Annotated in this window: 14 protein-coding genes; 8 read left to right on the top strand and 6 right to left on the bottom strand. The window is 69.1% G+C overall.

Going from position 1 to position 15404, the window contains the following annotated elements; all coding sequences use genetic code 11:
- The first annotated feature begins 243 nt into the window (after positions 1 to 243).
- Entirely contained in the window at positions 244 to 1749 is a 1506-nt protein-coding gene (locus Q7W82_RS09810; protein WP_242156686.1) for a helicase HerA-like domain-containing protein, read from the top strand.
- Positions 1736 to 2260 (top strand): GFA family protein, encoded by a 525-nt coding sequence (locus tag Q7W82_RS09805; RefSeq protein ID WP_242156684.1) that lies wholly within the window; start codon positions 1736 to 1738, stop codon positions 2258 to 2260. Before Q7W82_RS09810 ends, Q7W82_RS09805 begins: the two co-directional genes overlap by 14 nt.
- A 123-nt stretch (positions 2261 to 2383) precedes the next feature.
- On the opposite strand, the gene nudK is transcribed toward Q7W82_RS09805, so the two are convergent.
- On the bottom strand, positions 2384 to 2986 hold the full coding sequence (gene nudK, locus Q7W82_RS09800; RefSeq protein WP_242156683.1) for a GDP-mannose pyrophosphatase NudK: 603 nt from the start codon (positions 2984 to 2986) through the stop codon (positions 2384 to 2386).
- A gap of 246 nt (positions 2987 to 3232) precedes the next feature.
- Between nudK and Q7W82_RS09795 the strand changes: the two genes are divergently transcribed.
- Positions 3233 to 4513: a hypothetical protein gene (locus Q7W82_RS09795; RefSeq protein WP_242156682.1), complete on the top strand. Its 1281-nt coding sequence runs from the start codon at positions 3233 to 3235 to the stop codon at positions 4511 to 4513.
- Positions 4514 to 4569: 56 nt separating this feature from the next.
- Here Q7W82_RS09795 and Q7W82_RS09790 read toward each other — a convergent pair whose 3' ends face one another.
- Positions 4570 to 6009 carry a rhomboid family intramembrane serine protease gene (locus Q7W82_RS09790; protein ID WP_242156681.1) on the bottom strand — a complete coding sequence of 480 codons (1440 nt, stop codon included), beginning with the start codon at positions 6007 to 6009 and terminating at the stop codon, positions 4570 to 4572.
- A gap of 108 nt (positions 6010 to 6117) precedes the next feature.
- Here Q7W82_RS09790 and greB point away from each other — a divergent pair, with 108 nt between their 5' ends.
- On the top strand, positions 6118 to 6624 hold the full coding sequence (gene greB, locus Q7W82_RS09785) for a transcription elongation factor GreB (RefSeq protein WP_017909114.1): 507 nt from the start codon (positions 6118 to 6120) through the stop codon (positions 6622 to 6624).
- A 50-nt stretch (positions 6625 to 6674) separates the two neighbouring features.
- Here greB and rimO read toward each other — a convergent pair whose 3' ends face one another.
- The gene (gene rimO / locus Q7W82_RS09780; protein ID WP_242156680.1) at positions 6675 to 8063 is read right to left on the bottom strand and encodes a 30S ribosomal protein S12 methylthiotransferase RimO; all 1389 of its coding nucleotides are present in this window, start codon (positions 8061 to 8063) and stop codon (positions 6675 to 6677) included.
- A gap of 162 nt (positions 8064 to 8225) precedes the next feature.
- Between rimO and Q7W82_RS09775 the strand changes: the two genes are divergently transcribed.
- Genes Q7W82_RS09775 through Q7W82_RS09765 form a run of 3 tightly spaced genes read left to right on the top strand, consistent with a single transcriptional unit; the run spans position 8226 to position 9500 of the window.
- The gene (locus Q7W82_RS09775) at positions 8226 to 8888 is read left to right on the top strand and encodes a dienelactone hydrolase family protein (protein WP_242156679.1); all 663 of its coding nucleotides are present in this window, start codon (positions 8226 to 8228) and stop codon (positions 8886 to 8888) included.
- An 8-nt stretch (positions 8889 to 8896) separates the two neighbouring features.
- The gene (locus tag Q7W82_RS09770) at positions 8897 to 9304 is read left to right on the top strand and encodes an HIT family protein (protein WP_150409877.1); all 408 of its coding nucleotides are present in this window, start codon (positions 8897 to 8899) and stop codon (positions 9302 to 9304) included.
- A gap of 28 nt (positions 9305 to 9332) precedes the next feature.
- Positions 9333 to 9500 (top strand): DUF5668 domain-containing protein, encoded by a 168-nt coding sequence (locus tag Q7W82_RS09765; protein ID WP_003467495.1) that lies wholly within the window; start codon positions 9333 to 9335, stop codon positions 9498 to 9500.
- 132 nt (positions 9501 to 9632) lie between these two features.
- Here Q7W82_RS09765 and Q7W82_RS09760 read toward each other — a convergent pair whose 3' ends face one another.
- The 3 genes from Q7W82_RS09760 to apbC form a co-directional block, all read right to left on the bottom strand.
- On the bottom strand, positions 9633 to 10160 hold the full coding sequence (locus tag Q7W82_RS09760; RefSeq protein WP_242156678.1) for an RDD family protein: 528 nt from the start codon (positions 10158 to 10160) through the stop codon (positions 9633 to 9635).
- Between the two features lie 37 nt (positions 10161 to 10197).
- The gene (gene dcd / locus Q7W82_RS09755) at positions 10198 to 10770 is read right to left on the bottom strand and encodes a dCTP deaminase (protein ID WP_010340509.1); all 573 of its coding nucleotides are present in this window, start codon (positions 10768 to 10770) and stop codon (positions 10198 to 10200) included.
- A 128-nt stretch (positions 10771 to 10898) separates the two neighbouring features.
- Positions 10899 to 11750, bottom strand: coding sequence for an iron-sulfur cluster carrier protein ApbC (apbC, locus tag Q7W82_RS09750; RefSeq protein WP_160947778.1), 852 nt, complete (start codon positions 11748 to 11750; stop codon positions 10899 to 10901).
- Between the two features lie 758 nt (positions 11751 to 12508).
- Between apbC and Q7W82_RS09745 the strand changes: the two genes are divergently transcribed.
- The gene (locus tag Q7W82_RS09745) at positions 12509 to 15268 is read left to right on the top strand and encodes a TonB-dependent receptor (RefSeq protein ID WP_242156978.1); all 2760 of its coding nucleotides are present in this window, start codon (positions 12509 to 12511) and stop codon (positions 15266 to 15268) included.
- The last annotated feature ends 136 nt before the right edge of the window (positions 15269 to 15404 follow it).

Below are 15404 nucleotides of genomic sequence, written 5' to 3'. Positions count from 1 at the left end.
GGCCGACGTTCATGGCTGGCGGGCGTCCCGCGCTGCAACACGGACACTGCGCGCACCGCGCCCACGACCCGCGAAGCAGTCGCACTCCCGTGCCGCAGCATCGAACGGCCACACCAGGCAAAGACCCCATTTCGCGGGGTGCGCCGGCATCTGCATGGTGGCGCGAAGCCCCCAACGCACCCGCGCGCGTTCGGCCATCCCGCAGACGCTCTAGAATCCAGGCACCTCATTGCGGACCCCGATATGGACCCGATCCTGCTAGGCAAAGGCGTGACCGACGACATCGCGGTGCTGCTGCAACCGCGCCTGGGCAACCGCCACGGCCTGGTCGCCGGCGCCACCGGCACCGGCAAGACCGTGACCCTGATGACCCTGGCCGAAGGCTTCTCGCGGATCGGCGTGCCGGTGTTCCTGGCCGACGTGAAGGGCGACGTGGCCGGCCTGGCGATGCCCGGCGACGGCAGCGAGAAGGTGCTGCAGCGCGCGGCGCAGATCGGCGTGCGCGACTACGCCCCGGCCGCCAACCCGGTGGTGTTCTGGGATCTGTACGGCAAGCTCGGTCATCCGGTGCGCACCACCGTCAGCGAGATGGGCCCCACCCTGCTGGCACGCGTGCTGGAACTCAACGACACCCAGGCCGGCGTGCTCGACATCGTGTTCAAGCTGGCCGACGACCGCGGCCTGCTGCTGCTCGACCTGGACGACCTGCGCGCGCTGCTGGCGCTGGTGGTGGAAGAGCGCAAGGACATCTCCACCGAATACGGCCTGGTCAGCGCGCAATCGGTGGCGGCGATCCAGCGCGCGCTGCTGCGCCTGGCCCAGGACGGCGGCGAAGGTTTCTTCGGCGAGCCGGCACTGGACCTGGCCGAGCTGATGCGGGTCGACCACGACGGCCGCGGCGTGATCGGCATCCTCGCCGCCGCGCAACTGGTGCTCAAGCCGCGGCTGTACTCGACCTTCCTGCTGTGGCTGCTGTCGGAACTGTTCGAGCAACTGCCGGAAGTGGGGGACCTGGACAAGCCCAAGCTGGTGTTCGTGTTCGACGAGGCGCACCTGCTGTTCGACGACGCGCCACCGGCGCTGGTGCAGCGCATCGAGCAGGTGGTGCGGCTGATCCGCTCCAAGGGCGTGGGCGTGTACTTCTGCTCGCAGTTCCCCGACGACGTGCCCGACAGCATCCTCGGCCAGCTCGGCAACCGCGTGCAGCACGCGCTGCGCGCCTACACGCCGCGCGACCAGAAGGCGGTGCGCACCGCCGCCGAAACCTTCGTCGCCAATCCCAAGCTGGACGTGGCCAAGGCCATCTCCCAGCTCGGCACCGGCGAGGCGCTGGTGTCCACGTTGCAGGACAAGGGCGTGCCATCGCCGGTGCAGCAGACCCTGATCGCGCCGCCGCGCTGCCGCATGGGCGCGATCACCGAGGCCGAGCGCGCGCAGGTGCGCGCCGGCAGCCCGGTCGGCGCGTGCTACGACACGCCTGTCAACCGCGAATCGGCGGCGGAGCTGCTGGCACGCCGCGTCGAGCAGAGCGCCGACCGCAGCGCCGCGCCGCCGGCACGCACCCGCGAACAGGACGAGGCCCAGGACAGCGGCTTCGGCCAGGCGGTCAAGGACGCGGTGTTCGGCACCAAGCGCCGCCAGGGCATGCTGGAGGCGATGGCCAAGCAGACCTCGCGCACCATCGGCAACCGCATCGGCCAGCAGATCGTGCGCGGCATCTTCGGCAGCATCTTCGGTGGCAAGCGCTGAGCGCAGCCGGCGCCAAAGCAAGCTCCAGCATGGACAGGAACGCGATGAGCGCCTTTCAATGATGTCGCGGGCAGGCAAGCCGACAACGCTCCAGGGAAGCTGCCACTGCGGCGGCCTGACCGTCGTGTTCTCGACGGATCAATCGGCAGAGGACATCCGTCCGCGCGCCTGCGACTGCAGCTTCTGCCAGAAGCATGGTGCGGCATACGTTTCCGATCCCGCCGGCACACTGCGACTGACGGCCACGCATGCCGAGGCCGTGCATCGTTATCGCCAAGGCGCAGAAGCCGCCCAGTTCCAGTTGTGCCGCCAGTGCGGGGTGCTGGTCGCGGTCACGTTCGAGCATCAGGGGCGGCTTTACGGTGCCGTCAATGCCGGCTGTCTGGACAAGACGCCGGCGCTCGGGGCCGCAGCGCCGGTTTCTCCGCAATGGCTGGACGCCGAAGCAAAAATGGCCCGATGGCGGCAGGCGTGGGTGCCGGACGTGCAATGGGTCATCGCTGGCACCTGAGCATGCCTGCCGCACACCGTCGCCACCAGCGATCGACAGGCCCAGCGTGCAGAACGCTGGATTCGCGGACACGGGCGGCCTTCGTCCAGGCGCTGCCACGCGCAGGTACAAAAACCGACAAAGCTACGCTAGCAGCCCGTGCAGCTTGGCGTACTGCAGCAGCATGATGGTCTTGGCGTCGGCGATCTCGCCGGTGTCGATCATCGCCAGCGCGGCATCGAGCGCCAGTTCCAGCACCTCGATCTCCTCGCCCTCAGCGGCCACGCCGCCGCCGGCGCCGACCTTGTCGCGGTCCACGTATTCGCCCACGAAGAAATACAGCCGCTCGGTCACCGAGCCCGGGCTCATGAACGCCTCGAACACCTTGCGCACGTTCTCGATCCGGTAGCCGGTCTCCTCCTCGGTTTCCTTGCGGATGCAGGTCTCCGGATCGTGGCGATCGAGCAGCCCGGCACAGGCCTCGATCAGCATGCCGTCGGGATTGCCGTTGAGCAGGGTCGGCAAGCGGAACTGGCGGGTCAGCATCACCGTGCCCTTGGCGCGGCTGTACAGCAGGATGGTCGCGCCATTGCCACGGTCGTAGGCCTCGCGGGTGAGCGCCTGCCAACTGCCGTCGTGACGCTGAAAATCGAAGCTGACCTTGCGCAGCACGTACCAGTTGTCCGACAGCACCTCGATGTTGGTGACGCGCACGCGCGGATTGCCGGAAACGAAGGAAGGGTCCAAGCGAGACTCCTGGGAGGGAACGGCGAAACGGCGGGCTCGACGCGAGACGCACGCATCCGCCGCCGGGCGTGCAGTGTAGCCAGCGCACGCGCAGCCGCTGCGGCACGGGTGGCGCTTAGCGCAGCAGCACACGCCGCCCGTGCCAGCGTCGGCCGTCCGCTGCCGCACGCCCGCCACGGCCAACGCCCGATTGCACCGGCCGCGGCCGACCCGCACAATCGTCTCACTTCGTAGACAGGGGGAGTCATGGAAGATCGTCGTCGCGCGGGCGCAAGCCGCGCCCATCGCAGCACACCCGAACCGTTCTGGGCGCGCACCCGCGCCATCGCGCTGTATCCGCTGCGCGGCGGCGCGCTGTACGCGCTGATCGCGCTGACCCTGTGCAGCCTGCTGGGACTGCTGCCCGGCATCGGCTGGATCCTGGGCATCGTCACCACCCTGGCGATCTACAAATACGCCTTCGAGATCCTGCGCCACACCGCCGACGGCTACCTGGACGCGCCGGAACGCGGCTTCGATGTCGGCGACGGCGTGGTGCTGCGGCTGCTGGCGATGATGATCCTGCTCGGCGTGGCGGTGTTCGCCGCGCTGCTGCTGGCCGGGCCGGTCGGCGGCCTGCTGATGCTGCTGGCGGTGGTGCTGCTGCAGCCGGGCATCCTGATTTCCCTGGCGATGGACGGCAGCCTGCGCCGCGCGCTGAACCCGGCCGTGTCGATCGGCCTGGCGCTGCGCATCGGCTGGCCGTACCTGGCCGCGTTCGGCCTGCTGTTCGTGATCCAGGCCAGCGCGCTGAGCGCCGCCGCCTGGCTGCAGCGCGCCCTGCCGCCGCTGGTCGCCGACCTGGCGGTCACCGTGGTGACGATCTGGGGCCTGTTTGCCGCCTTCCACCTGCTGGGCTATCTGGTCTACCAGTATCACGCCGTGCTGGGCTACGAACCGGCCGCCGAGGCGGCCAACGCCTTCGCCCGCCACGACCCGGACCAGCGCGTGCTCGACGAGGCCGAACAGCTGGTGCGCGACGGCCACACCGACGACGCGCTGCAGGTGCTGCGCAGCGAAGTGCGCACGCGCGCAGTGAGCCTGGGCGTGCACGAGCTGTACCAGCGCCTGCTGCGCAGCAGCGCGCGCCACGACGAACACCGCGACCACACCCGCCAGTACATCCACCGGCTGCTGCAGGAAAAGCAGGAACGGCGCGCGCTGGCCTTGCAGCGCGAGGCGCTGGATGCCGATCCCGACTTCGTGCCGCTGCTGCCGGAGCAGGCCACGCTGCTGGCCGAACGTGCGCAGCTGGCGGGCCAGTTCCGGCTCGCCGCCGATGGCCTGCAGGCCGCTGTGCGCGGCTGGCCGAATGCGCCGGAACGCAGCGCCTGGTCGCTGCAGGCCGCGTTGCTGCTGGCCGAGCGCTTCGGCGAGGACGCGCAGGCGCGCAGCCTGCTGGAGGACGCGCTGAGCCGCTGCGACGATGACGTGCAGCGCGGCAAGCTGCAGGCGGCGTTGCGCGCGGTGACGATCGCGCCGGTCTAGGGCGTGCGCGGAGCGGGACACGCTGACGTGCCCCACTGCCGCGCCGGGCAGCGCCCTCAGGCGTTGGCGAGCAGGAACCGCGCCTTGTCCGCCGGCGGCAAATCCGGGTAGCGCACGATCAGCGCCTCCAGCACGCGCCGCCACTCCGCCGTGGCCTGGCGTTCGCCGTGGCCCAGCGCGAGCCGGAACCAGGCCTGCGCCTGCTGCTCGCGTGGCGAGACCGCATCCTGCGCCAGCAGCGCCTCGGCCTCGGCCAGCAAGCCCAGCGCCATCCAGCGTGCGAACAGGGCCGCGCGCGTCGGCGCATCCAGGTCGCCGGCCGCCTGCAGCACCCCGGCCTGCTGCCGCGCCTCCTGCACGGACGGCGCCACCAGGCGCATCACCTCCATCGCCCTGGCCCGCGCCGACGCGGCCTGGCCGGCATTGGCGGCCAGGCGGTAGCGCGCCAGCGCCACATCGAAGCGCTGCGGCGCTTCCGCGGCCAGCGCATCCAGCAGCACGCCAGCCTGGTGGTGTTCCATTCGCCCCAGGTGCGCCTGCGCACGCGCCCAGCGGTCGTCGAGGGGCGCATCGGCCTCGTCGCGCAGGAACGCCTCGCGGGTCTGTCCGGCCGCCACCAGCACCGCGCCGAGCAGCGCGCCGACCACCAGGCCGCCGGCATGCGCATCGAAGCCGATGCCGGCATCGCCATTGAACAGCAGGTTGTACAGTTCCCAGCCCAGCCACAGCGGCAGCAGCGCGATGGCCGGGGCGCGCACGTAGTCGAACAGCACCGCCGCCCAGTAGAAGAAGCGCACCGGGCGCCGCCCCCACACCACGCAGAACGCGCCCATCAATGCGGCAATGGCCCCGGAGGCGCCGAGCCCCGCCCCGGCTTCGCCCCAACGCCACCACAGGCTCGCCGCGCTGGCACCGAACGCACCGAGCAGGTACACCGCCAGGAACCGCCAGCCGCCGATCGCGCCTTCCAGCAAGGTGCCCAGCGCCAGCAGGAACAACATGTTGCCGACCAGGTGCAGGGCGTCGGCATGCAGGAAGGCCGACGTGAGCATGCGTGCCGGCGCCCATTCGGAGCTGCGCTGCACATGGCGCAGGGTGAACACACGCTGCAGCAGCGTGTCGTAGCGCGCGCGCAGCGGCGCCCAGGCCTGTTGCGCATCGGCGTCCGCGAATGCGCTGCCGTCGCGCATGGCCTGCACGAAGCGCACATCGTGCAGTGTGGTGGCGCCGACGAAGGCCGGCCGCTCCGCCGCCGGCACCTGCTGCAGCCGTGCCAGCGCCTCGCGCTCGCCACTGCGCTCCAGGTAGCGCGCATAGGCCGACGCTTCCAGCGCGCCGAGTCCGGAGTCCAGGTAGACGCGCAGCGCCTGCCGCAGCGGCGCCCCGTCGTGGCGCTGCCAGCCGACGTAGACCGCGACGTTGAGCAGGATCAGCAGCAGCGTGACCAGCGGGAAGTTGTCCCGCGACAGCGGCTTGTGCAGCGGCAGGATCAGCATCGGGCGACGTTCGTGTGCGGGGCGGCGCCAGCTTCGGCCATCGCCTGCGGGTGCGCAAGCCGCAGGCACGCGCTAGCATCGCCACCCCGCTCCACCGCAGTCGCACCGATGAGCCGCTGGCGTCCCCCTGCCGAGAAAAGCACCGCCCTGATCACCCCGGAAGGCCATGCCCGGCTCAAGGCCGAGCTGGAGGAGCTGTGGCGGGTGCGCCGCCCCGAGGTGGTCAAGGCGCTGGCCGCGGCCGCGGCCGAGGGCGACCGCTCGGAGAACGCCGAGTACACCTACCGCAAGAAGCAACTGGGCGAGATCGACCGCCGCGTGCGCTACCTGAGCAAGCGCCTGGAAGCGCTGCGCGTGGTCGCCGAGGCGCCGTCCGACCCGCAGGCGGTGTTCTTCGGCGCGCACATCGAACTGGAGGATGCCGACAGCGGCGAGCTGCGCCGCTACCGCATCGTCGGGCCGGACGAGACCGACGCGGCGCGCGGCTGGATCAGCATCGATTCGCCGCTGGCGCGGGCGCTGCTGAAAAAGCGCATCGACGACGAAGTGGAAGCGCAGTTGCCCGGCGGCCGCCATAGCTTCGTGGTGGTCGCGGTGGACTACGCCACGCCCTGAGCGCGCGGCGCCGTGGCGCCGTGGCGCCCTGCATGCGGCCGCCTGCGACCTCAGAGCACCCGCAGGTCCAGCGGTTTTGCCGGCGACGCTTGCACCGGCAGCGCATCGCCGAACAGGTCGTGCTCGTCGCTGTCGGTGATCTCCACCTGTACCAGGTCGCCCGGCTTCAGCCCCAGCTCGCCGCCGTTCTGGATATGCACCAGGCCATCGATCTCCGGCGCATCGGCCTTGGAGCGCGCCACCGCGATGCCATCCTCCAGCAGGTCGACCAGGCACTCCTGCACGCTGCCGATCTTGGCCTCCAGGCGCGCGGCGGAAATCGCCGCCTGCCGTTCCATGAAGCGCGCCAGCCGCTCCTGCTTGAGTGCTTCCGGCACCGGATCCGGCAGCGCGTTGGCGCTGGCGCCTTCCACCGGCGAATAGGCGAACGCGCCGACGCGGTCCAGCTGCGCGGCGTCCAGGAACTCCAGCAACTGCTCGAACTCGGCGTCGGTCTCGCCGGGGAAGCCGACGATGAAGGTCGAACGCAGGGTGATCTCCGGGCACAGCGCGCGCCAGCGCTGCACGCGCTCCAGGGTGCGCTCCACCGCGCCCGGCCGCTTCATCAGCTTGAGGATGCGCGGGCTGGCATGCTGGAACGGAATGTCCAGGTACGGCAGCAGCTTGCCCTCGGCCATCAGCGGAATCACGTCGTCCACGTGCGGATACGGGTACACGTAGTGCAGGCGCGCCCACGCTCCCACTTCCGACAGGCCCTCGCACAGCGCCTTCATCCGCGTCTGGTAGGCGCGGCCGCGCCACTCGCGCTCGGCGTACTTCAGGTCCACGCCGTAGGCCGAGGTGTCCTGCGACACCACCAGCAACTCGCGCACCCCGCCCTTCACCAACCGCTCGGCCTCGCGCAGCACCTCGTCGACCGGGCGCGACACGAGGTCGCCGCGCATCGACGGAATGATGCAGAAGCTGCAGCGGTGATTGCAGCCCTCGGAAATCTTCAGATAGGCGTAATGCCGCGGCGTCAGCTTGACCCCGATGTCGTCCTCGGCGCCCCGCGCGCGCGGCAGCAGGTCCACGAACGGGTCGTGGCGCGGCGGCAGCGCCGCGTGCACCGCTTCCATCACGCTCTGGTAGTCCTGCGGGCCGGACACCGCCAGCACGTCCGGATAGGCCGCGCGGATCTGCTCCGAACGCTTGCCCAGGCAGCCGGTGACGATGACCTTGCCGTTCTCGGCCATGGCCTCGCCGATCGCCTCCATCGACTCGGCCACCGCCGAATCGATGAAGCCGCAGGTGTTGACCACCACCACGTCGGCCGCGTCGTAGCTGGGCACGACCGCGTAACCCTCCACGCGCAGCTGGGTGAGGATGCGTTCGGAATCGACAAGGGCCTTCGGGCAGCCAAGGCTGACGAAGCCGACTTTGGGGGTCGCGAGAGACATTGGGGCCGGGGTCCGGGGGCCTGGGAGAAAAACAGCGCGCGAAGTATACCGGGCCGCGGCCGGGGCCGCCGGCGCGGCCGCAGCCGCGCGTGAGGCCACTCACCCCGACTTAGCCTGGGCCATGGATAATCCGCCGCTTCCCCCACGCCACAGGAATGCCGTATGGGCCACTGGACCACGCTCGACACCGCTCACGGCCAGGTTTCCGCCTGGCACGCCCTGCCCGAGGGCACGCCGCGCGGCGGCCTGGTGGTCATCCAGGAGATCTTCGGGGTGACCGACTACATCCGCCAGGTCGCCGACCGCTACGCCGCGCACGGCTACGAAGTGCTGGCGCCGGCGCTGTTCGATCCGGTGGAAAAGGACGCGCAGCTGGCCTACGACCAGGAGGGCGTGCGCAAGGGCCTGGAACTGGTCGGCGCGCTCGGCTTCGACCGCGCCCTGGACATCGTGCAGGCGGCCGCGCAGGCGCTGGCGCCGGCCGGCAAGGTCGGCACCCTGGGCTACTGCTGGGGCGGCAGCGTCGCGCTGCTGTCGGCGCTGCGCCTGGGCCTGCCCTCGGTGAGCTACTACGGCGGCCGCAACACCCAGTTCCTGGACGAGACGCCGAAGGCGCCGGTGCTGTTCCACTTCGGCGCGCAGGACGGCAGCATCCCGGCCGACTCGATCCAGCAGCACCGCGAGAAGCTGCCGCAGATGCAGACCTTCGTGTACCCGGCCGGGCATGGCTTCGACCGCCACGTGGATCCGAACCACTACGACGCCGACAGCGCCGAGCTCGCCCGCGAACGCAGCCTGGCGTTCCTCGCCGAGCACCTGGGCTGAGCCGCGGCATGGCCGACTTCGTCCTGGACCCGCGGCTGCAGGCCGACAGCGCGTTCGTCGCCGACGGGCCGCTGTCGCAGGTGCGGCTGATGGACGACGCCCGCTTCCCGTGGCTGCTGCTGGTGCCGCGGGTGGCCGAGGCCAGCGAGTGGATCGACCTGGACGGCGGCCAGCAGCGCCTGCTGCTGGCCGAGATCAACCAGCTCTCGCAGTTGCTGCGGCAGGAGCCGGGCGTGCACAAGCTCAACATCGGCGCACTGGGCAACGTGGTGCGGCAACTGCACGTCCACGTGCTGGGGCGGCATCCGGGCGATGCCGCCTGGCCCGGCCCGGTGTGGGGCAGCGGCGCGGCGCAGCGGCTGCCGGCCGAGGAACTGCAGGCGCGTGTTGCGGCGTGGCGCCAGCGGCTACGATAGGCGCCCTTTTTGCGGAAGCCGCGCCTCCATGAAATCCAATGTGATCGCCGCCATCGTGCTGATCGTGATCGGCCTGGTGTTCCTGGCCAACAACCTGGGCTGGACCAACCTGAGCCTGGGCCGGCTGATCGCCACCTGGTGGCCGGCGATCCTGGTCGCGGTCGGCGTCGGCATGCTGTTCGGCCGCGGCAAGTAGGTGGGGCGAGGATTGAGGATTCGGGAGTGGGGATTCGCGAAAGCGTTTCCCCCACTCTTAGCTGCTGCGTCGCGCTAGCGGCTTTCGGGGCGGCCCCTCCAAACGCAGGGGCGCCGTGTCGCGACCGCGGGCTCAGCGGCGGACGTTGACCACGCGGGTGCCGGCGATCAGGTCGTGCAGGCAGCGCTTGTCCTGGCGGAAGATGAACAGCGCGTCGACCAGGGCGTAGATGCCGCCGACGATCGGCAGCAGCGAGATCGCCTGGGTCGGCAGATAGCGCAACGCGATCAGGCGCCAGAACGGCGGCTGCCCGCCGTCCAGGTCGGCGATGCGGATCCACAGCAGCTTCTTGCCCCAGGTCTGGCCGCTCTTGGCCAGCGGGTAGCCCTGCACCAGCAGGAAGATCACCATGCCCAGCACGCCGTAGCCCAGCGTGGCCAGAAACGACACCTGCACGCCGCTGCGTGCGGCCTCCATGACCTTGCCGAAGTAGCCGGTCAGCGCCGCCACCGGCAGGAACGTCGCCAACGAAATCACGCCGTCGATCAGCGCGGCGCCGAGGCGCTCGCCACGGCCGGCGAGGACCTCGCCGCCGGCGGTGTCCGGCAGCGCGGGCGGCAGCGCCGCGTCGGGGGCCTGGTAGGGATTGGGGTCGTTCATTGCGCGCTCCTTGTGCTGTGGGAAAGACCGGGTGGGCTCAGGTCTTGGGCAGGGTCACGCCGGTCTGGCCCTGGTACTTGCCGCCGCGGTCCTTGTAGCTGGTCTCGCAGACGTCGTCGGCATCGGACTGGAAGAACAGCATCTGCGCCACGCCCTCGTTGGCGTAGATGCGCGCCGGCAGCGGCGTGGTGTTGCTGAATTCCAGGGTCACGTGCCCTTCCCACTCCGGCTCCAGCGGGGTGACGTTGACGATGATGCCGCAGCGCGCATAGGTGCTCTTGCCCAGGCACACCACCAGGGTGTCGCGCGGGATGCGGAAGAACTCCACGGTGCGCGCCAGCGCGAAGCTGTTGGGCGGGATGATGCACTCGTCGGCCTCGATGTCGACGAAACTCTTGGGGTCGAAGTGCTTGGGGTCGACGATGGTCGAGTTGATGTTGGTGAACACCTTGAACTCGCGCGAGCAGCGCACGTCGTAACCGTAGCTGGAGGTGCCGTAGCTGACGATGCGCTGGCCGTCGACCTGCTTGACCTGGCCCGGTTCGTAGGGCGCGATCATGCCGTGCTGTTCGGACATGCGGCGGATCCAGCGGTCGCTCTTGATGCTCATGGGGGTTCCTGATGCGGTGGCGGCGGCCGCAGCCTGCACGCCGGGAACGCGGCCGGCGAAGGGGGCCGGCCGCAATAGCCGGCGATTCTAGCCGGTGCAGGGCATTCGCGGCAGGCGCCGCGTGCCGCTCAGCGCAAGGCCGCGGAGATCGGGATGGCCGCGCGCGGGCGCTTGCGCAACTCTTCGGTCAAGCGCTGCGCGGTGGCCAGGTAGGCCTGCGCCGCGGCCGACGCCGGCGCGGCGGCCACCACCGGGGTGCCGGCGTCGCCCTGCTCGCGGATCGCGATCGCCAGCGGCAGCGACCCCAGCAGCGGCACGCCGTACTGCTGCGCCATGCGCTGGCCGCCGCCCTCGCCGAACAGGTGCTCGACATGGCCGCACTGGCTGCAGGTGTGCACCGCCATGTTCTCGACGATGCCCAGCACCGGCACCTCGACCTTCTCGAACATCTTCAGCGCCTTCTTCGCGTCCAGCGTGGCGATGTCCTGCGGGGTGGTGACGATCACCGCCCCGGCCACCGGGATCTTCTGCGCCAGGGTCAACTGGATGTCGCCGGTGCCCGGCGGCAGGTCGATCAGCAGGTAGTCCAGGTCGTCCCACAAGGTGTCGGCGAACAACTGGGTAAGCGCCGAGGTCGCCATCGGGCCACGCCAGATCATCGGCGTGTCCTGGTCCACCAGCAGCCCGATCGACATCGCTTCGATGCCGAACGCACGCATCGGCTCGATGCTCTTGTCGTCCGGGCTGTCCGGACGCCCGCTCAGGCCGAGCATGGCCGGCACGCTGGGGCCGTAGACATCGGCGTCCAGCACGCCGACACGCGCGCCCTGGCGCTGCAGGGCCAGGGCCAGGTTCACGGCAGTGGTGGACTTGCCCACCCCGCCCTTGCCGGAGCCGACGGCAATGACGTTGCGGATGCGCGGGTGCGGAGCGAGCTTGGGCTGGACGGCGTGGGCGGGGAGACGCGGGCGTTCGGTCATCGGGAACTCAATCAGGAAGCGTCCGGCAGCGCACGCAGCGGTGCACGGGACGAAGAGGACACATGGCCCACGAACGGGCCGCGGGCAGCGGCAGCGTCGCGGGTCGCACAGACACATGACTATACAAGTGTCCCCGTGCAGGGTCCCGCAGCGATGCGACCGCTGGCGAATTTGCGCAAATGGCACCCGGTAGCCGCAGCGGCGCGCCATTCGCCCGGGTCTGCCATCGGGGCGGACATCGACCCGCACAGGAGCCCGATGCAGGGATGCCAGGCGATCGACGGCACGGCCCACGCCGCCACGCCCCACGATGGCAAATCTCACTCACCGAAATGGTGCGCCGACAACCTGACCAAGCCGCAGGCGATGTCGATACCAGCTAATGGGGGCGGGCCCTCCCGGGCGCGTATCGCACCGACGCAACGAAGTTCAGAAACCTGTACCCGCAATGCCCCGCAATGGTGCAAAGCAGCGTGGAATTTGTCTACACATACGCCGAAGCCCGCTGTTTACCGACGTTTCCGGCGTGTTCACGGCACTTTTCGCTTGTAGACGAAAAAAGTGACACCCATGTACAAACGGCGTTAAGTCCGTGTTACGTTTGGGTTGGTCGCAGGATGCGACCCCACTTTCAAGGCACATGTCGCGGCACGAGGCCCCTCGCCTTATCGATTGATTTTCGGGGATAGAGAAAGATGACTGCTCGTCATACTCGTAGTTTCAAGCACAGCCACCTGAGTGCCGCGCTGGCCTCCGCCATGCTTGTCCCGGCCGCGTTCGCCGCCTTCGCGCAGGACGCCACGACCGACGGCAAGACCGACAAGGCGACGGACCTGGAGAAGATCACCGTCACCGGCTCGCTGATTCCGCAGACCGAGATCGAGACCGCCACCCCGGTCACCACGATCAATGCCGAAGAGATCAAGGCGCGCGGCTTCAGCACCGTCGCCGACGTGCTGCAGAAGAGCTCGTTCGCCACCGGCGGCGTGCAGGGCGGGCAGACCTCGGGCACCTTCACCCAGGGCGCGAAGACGGTGAGCCTGTTCGGCCTGCCGCCGGGCTACGTGAAGTACCTGATCGACGGCCGCCCGATGTCGAACTATCCGGCGCTGTACAACGGCAGCGACACCTTCAACAACATCAGCGGCATTCCGATCGACCTGGTCGACCGCATCGAGATCCTGCCGGGCGGCCAGTCGTCGCTGTACGGCTCCGACGCGATCGCCGGCGTCATCAACGTCATCCTCAAGAAGAAGATGGACGGCGCGGTGTTCAGCATCCGCGGCGGCGGCTACTCCGAGGGCGGCGGCAGCAACTTCCGCGCCACCTTCGCCGACGGCTGGACCTCGGCCGACGGCCGCACCAGCGTGCTGGGCGGCCTGCAGTACGAAGAGAAGGATCCGATCTGGGGCTACCAGCGCGACATGACCAAGCAGTTCAACACGCAGGGCTATACCGCCCAGCTGCCGAGCCGCGACTTCCTGGTCTACAGCCCGTTCACCAGCTACAAGTTCCTGGACCCGAACAACTGCAGCAACCTGAGCGGCCTGTTCGGCGGCACCATCGCCAAGCAGCAGCGCCCGGGCTTCGGCGACACCTACTACTGCGGCTCCAAGTACACCCCGGGATACCGCACCCTGGACAGCGGCAACAAGTCGCTGCAGGCCTACGTGCACGCCACCCACGACCTCAACGACAACGTGCAACTGTATGGCGACGTGCTCTACAGCCACGACGAGGTCAAGTACCACTCCGGTTCCAACTACCTGTGGTGGGGCACCAGCGCCGACTTCGGCTACTACTACGATCCGAACGTGGGCGACCTGCTGAACCTGCAGCGCTCGTTCGCGCCGGAAGAAATGGGCATCAACGGCATCAAGGACACGATGAGCCGCGACAAGAGCGACTCGGTGCGTGTGACCTTCGGTGCCCAGGGCCAGCTCGGCCAGTCGAGCTGGGACTACGACGCCGGCGTCACCTATACCCAGTACAAGCTGCAGGAGCGCAGTTTCGTCCGCTACAAGAACGCGGTGGACCAGTTCTTCATCAACAAGGTGCTGGGCCCGCAGCTCGGCCTGGATCCGCTGTACGACACCTATCCGGTGTATGCGCCGAACTACGCGGCGTTCTACTCGCCGATCACCCAGGCGGAGTTCGCCAGCTTCACCGGCCATGCGACCAACAAGAGCAAGACCTCCGACGGCATGATTCGCGTGCAGGCCACCAACGGCAAGCTGTTCAGCCTGCCCGGCGGCGACGCGGGGCTGGCCGTGGTCGGCGAATACGGCAAGCAGAAGTGGGACTACGATCCGGACCCGGCGATCCTCAACGGCGAAGTCTGGGGCCTGACCTCGGTGGCCGGCGGCGGCCAGCGCGACCGCTACGCGCTGACCTCGGAACTGCGCATGCCGGTGTTCGACCCGCTGACCATCACCCTGGCCGGCCGCTACGATGCGTTCAAGGCCAGCGGCCGCACCATCGACAAGCCGACCTACAGCATCTCGCTGGAGTACCGTCCGTTCGAGACCCTGCTGCTGCGCGGCAAGTACGGCACCGCGTTCCGCGCGCCGACCCTGTCCGATCTGTACCAGGGCCAGAGCGGCTACTACAGCAGCGTCATCGACTACTACCAGTGCGCGCGGCGCGGCTATCTGCCGGGCAACACCGACAACTGCCCGGCCGCGTACTCCAACCGCCAGTTCCGTGGCACGCAGTCCGGTAGCCTGGACCTGAAGCCGATCAACGCCGATGTGTGGAGCGCCGGCTTCGTGTGGTCGCCGGTGGACCGCATGGCGCTGACCGTCGACTACCTCAACTGGGACATCAGCGATGAGGTCACCCAGCAGAGCGCCAATGGTCTGAGCCTGCAGGACTACCGCTGCCGCGCCGGCATCGACGATGCCGCCTCGGCGCTGTGCCAGGCCACGTTCTCGCAGGTCACGCGCAACGCGGCCGGCCAGATCACCAACATCTACACGCCGAAGGTCAACGTCTCCAACCAGAAGCTGGAAGCGGTCACCGCCTCGTTCCGCTATGGCTACGACTTCGGCCGCTGGGGTGACCTGAGCACCATCGCCAGCTACAGCGAGAACCTGCGCCACAAGTACGTGCGCTATGCGGGCGACCAGCCGGTGGACCTGCTGAACGATCCGTACTGGAGCACCGATCCGAAGCGCAAGGCCGACGCGTCGCTGACCTGGGACATCGGCAAGTTCTCGACCACCTGGTACGCGAGCTGGTTCGACAAGACCCCGAACTACGCCGCCACGATCAGCGCCGACGGCTACGCCGCTCCGCGCGCCGGCAAGCTGCCGTCGCACATCACCCACAACGCCAGCGTGACCTACAAGGCGTTCGAGGGCATGGAGCTGTCGCTGATGGTGACCAACGTGTTCAACAAGATGCCGCCGTTCGACGCCTCCTACCCGGGCAGCGCGCAGTGGGCGTACAACGAATACAACTTCGATGTGTACGGCCGTGCGTACTACCTGGAAATGCGTTACTCGTTCGGCAAGTAAGAACGCGTGCAGGAAATGAAGAAACCCACCCGCAAGGGTGGGTTTTTTTATGCGCGGCAGATCGTGGAACGGCGGCCCTGCCTCACCCGCTGCAAGCGGCAGGCGGCGCGATCGCCGCGATCACGCCGCGGCATCC

This window comes from Xanthomonas indica (assembly GCF_040529045.1).
Classification (GTDB): domain Bacteria; phylum Pseudomonadota; class Gammaproteobacteria; order Xanthomonadales; family Xanthomonadaceae; genus Xanthomonas_A; species Xanthomonas_A indica.
Note: the sequence above shows the minus strand (reverse complement) of the source record. Positions and strands in the feature narration are given on the sequence as shown.